6 protein-coding genes and 1 pseudogene are annotated in these 7,899 nt (G+C 45.9%); 5 read left to right on the top strand and 2 right to left on the bottom strand.

Annotated elements, in window-relative coordinates; genetic code table 11:
* Both Q0526_RS13300 and Q0526_RS13295 read right to left on the bottom strand, forming a co-directional pair.
* Window positions 1–769 (bottom strand): AAA family ATPase (locus Q0526_RS13300; RefSeq protein ID WP_298734471.1); only part of this gene is annotated, 769 nt, incomplete at its 3' end.
* Between the two features lie 269 nt (window positions 770–1,038).
* Window positions 1,039–1,311: a helix-turn-helix domain-containing protein gene (locus Q0526_RS13295; protein WP_298734469.1), complete on the bottom strand. Its 273-nt coding sequence runs from the start codon at window positions 1,309–1,311 to the stop codon at window positions 1,039–1,041.
* A 259-nt stretch (window positions 1,312–1,570) separates the two neighbouring features.
* Here Q0526_RS13295 and Q0526_RS13290 point away from each other — a divergent pair, with 259 nt between their 5' ends.
* The 5 genes and pseudogenes from Q0526_RS13290 to Q0526_RS13270 form a co-directional block, all read left to right on the top strand.
* Window positions 1,571–2,113: a helix-turn-helix transcriptional regulator gene (locus tag Q0526_RS13290; protein WP_298734467.1), complete on the top strand. Its 543-nt coding sequence runs from the start codon at window positions 1,571–1,573 to the stop codon at window positions 2,111–2,113.
* A gap of 2 nt (window positions 2,114–2,115) precedes the next feature.
* Window positions 2,116–4,050 (top strand): hypothetical protein, encoded by a 1,935-nt coding sequence (locus Q0526_RS13285; protein ID WP_298734465.1) that lies wholly within the window; start codon window positions 2,116–2,118, stop codon window positions 4,048–4,050.
* A gap of 308 nt (window positions 4,051–4,358) precedes the next feature.
* A complete protein-coding gene (locus tag Q0526_RS13280; protein ID WP_298734463.1) occupies window positions 4,359–5,696 on the top strand; it encodes an RNA-binding domain-containing protein in 1,338 nt (445 codons plus the stop codon).
* Window positions 5,697–5,779: 83 nt separating this feature from the next.
* On the top strand, window positions 5,780–7,561 hold the full coding sequence (locus Q0526_RS13275; RefSeq protein ID WP_298734460.1) for a DUF262 domain-containing protein: 1,782 nt from the start codon (window positions 5,780–5,782) through the stop codon (window positions 7,559–7,561).
* 17 nt (window positions 7,562–7,578) lie between these two features.
* A pseudogene (locus Q0526_RS13270) lies at window positions 7,579–7,899 on the top strand (hypothetical protein); the annotation flags it as partial.

Here is a 7,899-nt window from a genome sequence, read left to right as displayed (position 1 = left end):
CCGCCCGCCACAGATAGTCCGGAACGGACTTCCGGACCTGCTCCTCGGCGGTTTCCTCCTCCAACAGCTGCCAGATGCAATCCCGGGTCTGCAGGTGGAGGGTGCAGCTGTCCATGTCACGGCCCGTCACCAGCAGCCGGGCCGTGTCGCTCATCCGCTGGCGCTGCAGCAGCCAGATGGTGTCGGCGGCACCCATCAGGCCGTTGGACCCGGAAATCTGCTGGAACGGGTCGGATGCGCCCTGTTTGCGCAGATGATGCACCAGCAGCAACCCGATACCACGGCGGTCCGCCAGGGATTTCAGCGCGCTCATATCCTGGTAATCGCTGGCGTAAGCGCCGTTGTTCGGGTCGGCGGTGCGGACCTTCTGCAAGGTGTCGATAACCACCAGCCCGGTTTCGGGGTGTTGGGACAGAAATTTTTCAATCTGGAGTTCCAGCCCGTCCCCGATGGCGCAGCTTCCGGTCTGGAAGTACAACCGGCTGGGAACGGGGTCCTCGGTCAGGCGGAACAAACGCCCCTGGATGCGGGCGTAGGTGTCCTCCAGACAGAGGTACAGCACGGTCTGCGGCTGAGTGGTGCGGCCCCAGATCTCGCCGCCCCGGGCCAGCTGCAGGCAAAGCCACAGGCACAGCCAACTTTTGCCTGCCTTGCTGGCACCGGCCAACAAGGAAAGCCCGGCGGGCAGCAGGCCGGGAATCAGCCACCGCACCGGCGGCAGCGGGGTGGAAAGTAGAGTTTCAGCATCAATAGGTTCGTTTCTCTGCATGGCATACGCCTCCTTCTTGCTGGGCCACAGGCCGCCAAACGAGGCCCTGTGGCGCGACCTTTGCGACAATGCGGGTGACGTGCCCGCCGCCCGGCGGCGCGCGGCACGGCGCGGATTTGGGCGCAGGTACGGAGTGAATCTTAATACGATTCACTTTGTCGGGAAAATCGCTTGCGTGAATCTTGTTAAGATACCTTTGGCCGCAATACAGCAGAAAGTGAATCATGCTATGATTCACTTTTCCTGCGGCGGATTTCCAGTGAATCATGCTATGATTCACTTTGCAGGTCTTGCCCGGCAAAACCCGCCCCGTGTGCATTGGTTAGCAGATAGCGGATGACGTTGATTTTGGGAATCTTGTAGGCGTTGCCCAGTTTGAGGGCTCCGATTTCCCCTTCTCCCAGCAGATCATACGCCGCATGACGGCTGATGCCCAACATAGTTTGCAGTTGCCGGACCGTTACCACATCGGGATAGTCGGCAAACAGCAGGCCATAGCAGGCTTTCAGCTCTTTTTCCGGGATGAGGCGTTTCGCAGACATGCGACCCTCATAGAATGGAAGTGTACGGATTGGATAATCATAGGCAAATCTCCCTTCTGTAATCATTTGCGGGCATTCTATTGAACTTTCGCAAATTTGATAAGGATATTATAATTCGCAAAAGTGCGAACGTCAATATATTTCGCAAATTTGTTACAATTTTCTTGTAAAACGGGGACAGGTAGGGTACAATGAATACAAAAAGACGCGCCCACGGGAAATCCGTGGACGCGATAACAGCTTGGAGAGGAGCAAAACCGTGACGACCGGCGAAAAAATCAAGCGGATACGCCGCCATCGGCAGATGACACAGAAGGAACTGGGCGAAAAGATCGGATTGGGCGCAGGCGGCGCCAACCGTATCGCCCAGTATGAGATGGGGTACCGGATTCCCAAAAAGCCACTGCTGGAGAAGATGGCTGAAGTACTGAACGTATCCGCGATGGCCTTGTCAGAAGGCGGAAACGGCGCAGCTGTTGATGTTTTAGAGCAGCTGTTCTGGTTGGATGAAGAAGTGCCGGGGATTATTCATCTGGTACTTACACAACGTGAGGCTACACAATATAATAAGAATTTAGATTTTTCCTTGCGGTACGAAGATAATGACAATTGGCCACCTCGCTGTCCAACGGCGATGTGGTTTGATGATACGATACTGGATGATTTTTTGCGAGATTGGGCTGTGATACAGAAGAAATTGCAACTTGGGGAAATCACACAGCACGAATATTTTGAATGGAAAATCAGGTGGCCAGAAAACTGTACTCAAAAACTTTATCAAGTACCAGATAGACAGGTGTAAATATGGACCGAATTAAATTTTATAGTGATGCGGATATGAGCACTGGTCGTTCTTTGCAACAAGCGGAACAAAAATTGTTGGCACTTTTATCGAACCCTTCTTGTGAGGATGTAAATGAGGCATTGGAGTTTGCCAATATTCTTAAATTGTTTCGGTGCGGGAGAGGACTGGAAAGTTGGAGCCCAGAATACCTGGAAAAGCTGAAAGGTATGGCTGAAAAGCTAAAAGCTCCGATGGGAAAATTCTGGCAGGGAGTAACTGACCTGAATTTTATTGAAGTCTGTGAGCAGGTGGATTGGCAGTACAAAGATGACTTTTGGGAAGAGTTTGCAAACCACAAAGCGTGGGAGCAGGTGACGGCGGAATGCTTTGCTCAATATCTGGAAACAGACCCCTTGCTGGAGAACATCATTTGTCAAAAAGGTGTTGTGAAAAGGTACGATGAAGCACTGGCTACGTACATGAAACAACGAAAAGATTGCGCGGAAGTATTGCTGTCGGGATATTTGGAGAATCGAAAAGATCAAAGAAAACTGTATTTCCCAGGGTCCTTGACCATCCCTGACAAGGAAAAAATATTGAAAGAATATGTTGAATCAGATCAGGCCAATCCCAATTATCTGGAATTGATTGTGTCGGCAAAAGGGAAAAAAGAATTGCCGATTTCGGCACAATTAAAATATCAGGCAAAAAAGGCTTTGGCACATTACTGGGAAGAACATTTTAAACATAACAAAGGCATGGAATTTGGATGCTCGGTCGAATTTACAAACGTAGATAATCCGGAAGGCTGTTCTTACAAAAGGAATGGAGGAAACATAGAGGCAAAATACGATCAAAATTGGGTGGAAGAAAATCTCGACTATCCGACTCTTTTGAACAACTTCATTTATTTGTTTGGATATACTGACTCTACATGTGAAAGCCGCTTTCCTGCAGTAAGTTCAGAAATGTCGCCCATGGAAAAACTAGTGGGGGTGCATAGTGAAAGTGAGTATCGGTTTGGAATAGGTTACCAGCAACGGCACAACATCTTTTTTCTTCAGATGGTGGCCTATACAAATTTGTTGGCCAAGCATGAAATTGAGTTGGAACGCGTATTCCAGTGGTTTTTTGAAACATACCTCAAAGAAGAATTTGGTGTCGAGAATTTTAAGTATGCCAAGTGTTCTTCCAGCGCAACAGTCTTGGAAAAAGTGAAGATGTTGGCGACAGAAATGGAACGTGTATTCAAACAATATGCGCTGTATTGCCAGGACGGAAAAATTAATCATGAATTGTTACATATGTCTGCTGACGCAGAAAAGCTAAGTGCATTGCCAAGTCTGAGAGAACGAAAATATATTTACGAGGCCTCCAAAGACTGTGAATTTGCGCAATCTTTATTATTCTCTGATCAGGCTGTAATGGGGATTACTGAAAAAGGAGAAAAACAATATAGTACACTTTACGACTTGATTACGAAGGAAGAAGTTGTGCTGGATGATTTCCATGCATTCCAAGTGCCAAGACTGCAATGGTTAATACAGAATCATTGTATTATCGAAGATGAATGTAGAATTTTACGTGCGGAACCGGATCGGGTTGCGATTTTAAAGATTCTGTACGATAGGGAAGTTGTTGTAAGCGGGTATGTGCAGCGTTTCCAAGGTACGTTAGATCAAATGGAAAACGAAGGGTGGATTCGGTATGAATCGTCACTCTTTTCAAAACCGGAACAGCATTATTTAAACTACATACTGAATCAGGCTGAATATAGCAATGGGCTTCAGCTGCGGAATAAATATGTGCATGGAACATATCCGGATGATGAAAAAACGCAGTACAGCGATTATATAGAACTTCTCATGATTATGACAGTGGTTGTCATTAAGATCAACGAAGAGTTTTGTTACCGTGGGGATGCGGAGAAAGAGCCAATCTTGGAAAATGAATAATAAGCAAGAGAAGGAAGGTGCAAGACGCCTTCCTTCTCTTGTTAAATTCAAAAATTATCCTGCTATGGTAGAGATTTATATTAAAAATCCGGGGTGATTTGGGCAATCTTCAATTTAGTTATCTTACGGATAGGATGAAGTACGGCAATAGCGAGTGTAATATTTATGATAACTGTAACTATAAATTGGGTATGAATTATAGCTTGTAAAAAATATTATGGATAATATGTTGTTTATACCGATTGATTTACTTCTAATCATGATTATAATAATGATTAGAACGGATTATTAGCATGGAGGGCTGCCTCATGATGGAAGGAAAAACCACAGAGTTTAAGCGTGAATATGTGGATGATATTCGGTACACCGTGGTTGCTTTTGCCAATACAGACGGCGGAAAAATTTATATTGGCATTAATGACGATGGCAGCGTTCAAGGCATTGACAATGTGGATGACGTTCAGCTTCGCATTACCAATATGATCAGAGATTCGATTCGCCCGGACGTTACCATGTTTACAGAGTGCAGCGTAGAACTTATCCAAGGTAAAATGGTGGTTGTTCTTACGGTTCAGCGGGGGACGGCGCGCCCCTATTACCTGGCAGGAAAAGGAATCCGACCCGAGGGTGTCTATCTGCGTCAAGGAGCTTCCTCGGTGCCAGCGTCTGAAACTGCCATTTTGAATATGATCAAGGAAACTAGTGGCGACTGTTACGAAGATGCCCGCTCGCTGAATCAACAGCTGACCTTTTGCAAAGCAGAAGACTATTTTGCACGACATAATGTTCCCTTCGGTGAAAGCCAAAAGCGAACGCTGGGAATTATCGGAGAAGATGGTATGTATACCAATTTGGGTCTGCTGCTCTCAGATCAGTGCGTTCATACAATGAAACTGGCCGTATTTGAGGGAAGTAAAAAGACAATCTTCCGCGACAGAAAAGAACTAAGCGGCTCATTGTTGGCACAGCTGGAGGAGGCATACGAGTACATTAGTCAGTTCAACCATACAAGAGCAGAATTTTCGGGGTTGGATCGCATTGACAAACGAAATTATCCTGAGGAAGCGGTCCGGGAGGCTTTGCTCAACGCAATTACCCATCGGGATTATGGTTTCAGCGGCCCCACACTGATCAGCATTTTTGATGACCGTATTGAATTTGTTACGATTGGAGGTCTGGTCCGTGGGCTGACTTTCGATGACATCATGCTGGGCGTTTCGGTGCTGCGGAACAAGAAACTAGCAAATGTATTTTATCGCTTGAAACTGATTGAAGCTTATGGGACCGGCATTCTTCGAATCAATGAGTGTTACGCTGACTGCGAGGCGAAACCTCGGTTTGAGGTTACAGATAATGCTTTTAAAATTACATTACCCAACACTAATTTTTCGGGAGAAGTGGAAGAGAAGAAGCCGGTTGCGCAGTCGAAGGCCGTGAGCAAAAAAGATCGCCAGGTAGCTGTTCTTCAGTTGGCAAAAAAACAGGGGACAATTGTTCGCAAGGAGGTAGAGGCGGCTTTGCAGGTATCTCAGGCTACGGCAATCCTCATTTTGCGAGAGATGGTGGATAAAGGAGTGCTGGTGAAAGAGGGGACTGGGAAGCATATGCGATACCGAGTTGCACAGAATCCAAATGAAAAGCATTGAAAATCCAATAAAACGGATGTTTTATATGATAAGATTTTCAATAGAAAAGAGTAACCGTAAGAAAATGCTGGAGGAGACTCTAAATGGGCAAAGAGTTATTCAAAAATATTCCGAGCAAAGTTGGGGATTTGGTCAAGGATGTGCGCACGGGCCGCATTGGGTTGCCTGACTTGCAGCGTCCGTTTGTCTGGAGAGACAATAAAGTGCGTGAGTTATTCGACTCTATGCTAAAAGGATATCCCATTGGCTATATTATGCTGTGGGAATCTCCTGCTGATTATGAAACGAAGAAGAGTACCATCGGAGATAACTCAAAAACTTACGAAGAGCCGAAAGAGCTTGTGATTGATGGGCAGCAGCGCCTTACAGCTCTTGTGGCGGCAATGTATGCAGTAAAGGTGAAAGATAAGAATTTTTTAGATCGTGAGATTAAAATTTCTTATAATCCGTTGACTCAAGAATTTGCCGTCTGGACGCAAGCGTATGAACGGGATCCAGAATGGATCAGTCGCATTAGCGATGTGTTTCTCGCAAAAGAGGATAACTCTATCAGTTCATTGCGACGCCGTTTTATAAAGGAGGCAAATGAAGGCCGTGCGAAAAAAGAACTTCCCCCATTGACAGACGAGGAAGAAGATAAAATCGAAGATAATATTAATGCACTTCTCAACCTCTCTGACTATTCTTTGCCCACGTTGGAGATCAGCTATAATGCAGACGAAGAAGATGTAGCGGACATTTTTGTACGCGTCAATTCCGGCGGCCAGAGTCTGACAGAAAATAATTTTATCCAAACCCTCATCTCGGTTTATGAGAATGAAACCAGTGATAAAATCAATGCTTTTGCAGCAGCATCCAGAGTGCCGGCTGCCAATACCTCCTACAATACGCTTTTGGCGGTTGAACCGTCTCACCTCATCCGCATGGCAGTAGGCGTGGGTTTTAAGCGGGCTCGCCTAAGATATGCTTATATGCTGTTGAGAGGCAAAAACCTGGAAACTGGAAAGTTTTCTGATGAGGTCCGGCATGAGAATCTCCAAATTTTCAAAGACGCGCTGGATAAAGTCATGAACCTAAACAACTGGCATGGTTTTATCAACATTGCGGCCGAGGCGGGATATATCAGCGATAAGTTGATTGCGTCTTCCAATGCGGTTGTATTTAGTTATGTCCTTTATTTGATTGCCAAGTATGATTACAAGTTGGACGCAGCGCAGTTGAAGAAATGCATCAGCAAGTGGTTCTTTATGAGTACCATTACCTACTTTTATACCGGCTCTACCGAGTCTGAGGTAGAAAAGCAATTGGCGGATTTGCGCGACATCCATACCGCAGCCGAGTTTATTGCTTACATCGACCGAGTCATTGAAACGCACTTTACTGATGACTACTTCAGACTGACCCTTCCCAATGAATTGAACAGCGCAGCAGCTATTTCCCCCTCGTGGTATGGGTATGTGGCGGCACAGATTGTGCTGAATACGCCTATGCTGTTTAGCAATACTCCAGTATCAAAGTATTTTGTCCTTGGCTCCAGTGGAACAAAAAACGCAATCGACAAACATCATATTTTCCCTAAGAACTATCTGACTGGTATTGGGTTTACCAGTGACCGTGACAGAAACCAGATTGCGAACTTTACTTATCTTGACTATGCAACAAATATTGAAATTTCGGACAAGGCTCCACGGGAGTATGTCGCGCATTATCGACAGAAGCTAGGAGAAGAGGGATACCGAAAAGCTTGTGCGGAGCATGCGCTGCCCTCTGATTTTGAACACATGGAGTATATGGAGTTTTTGAATCAACGGCGTATGCTTATGGCACAGATCGTTCGCAGGGCATATGAAAGACTTTGTGAGTAAGAGAGGATTATATCACTATGGTTAAAGATATTATGATAGCAAATGAGTCAATTGCTCCCAACAGCCGTGAAATGGATATTTTGAAGGAATACTTTCCCTCTTGCTTTCACAGCGACGGGAGCTTTGATTTGAGCCGCTTTCAAGAGTTCTTAAGTGATAAGGTTGATGTTACCCATGAGGGGTATGAACTGAAGTTCCTGGGGAAAAACTATGCCCGTTTACTGGCCTCCGTGGATACTACAACGGTGATTGTTCCGGACGAGGAGCATAACAGTAAACCAGAGAAGGGCCTGCGGACATTTTATTGGACTAAATGGACCCCCACATCTTTGTTCTAT

The sequence above is a fragment of the uncultured Subdoligranulum sp. genome (genome assembly GCF_937890665.1).
This window is presented reverse-complemented; position numbering and strand designations above follow the sequence as displayed.

Excerpts from the sequence above, each read along its gene's own strand:
- Q0526_RS13280 (WP_298734463.1), top strand. The coding sequence starts at position 4,359 with ATGATGGAAGGAAAAACCACAGAGTTTAAGCGTGAATATGTGGATGAT.
- Q0526_RS13285 (WP_298734465.1), top strand. The coding sequence starts at position 2,116 with ATGGACCGAATTAAATTTTATAGTGATGCGGATATGAGCACTGGTCGT.
- Q0526_RS13295 (WP_298734469.1), bottom strand. The coding sequence starts at position 1,311 with ATGTCTGCGAAACGCCTCATCCCGGAAAAAGAGCTGAAAGCCTGCTAT.
- Q0526_RS13275 (WP_298734460.1), top strand. The coding sequence starts at position 5,780 with ATGGGCAAAGAGTTATTCAAAAATATTCCGAGCAAAGTTGGGGATTTG.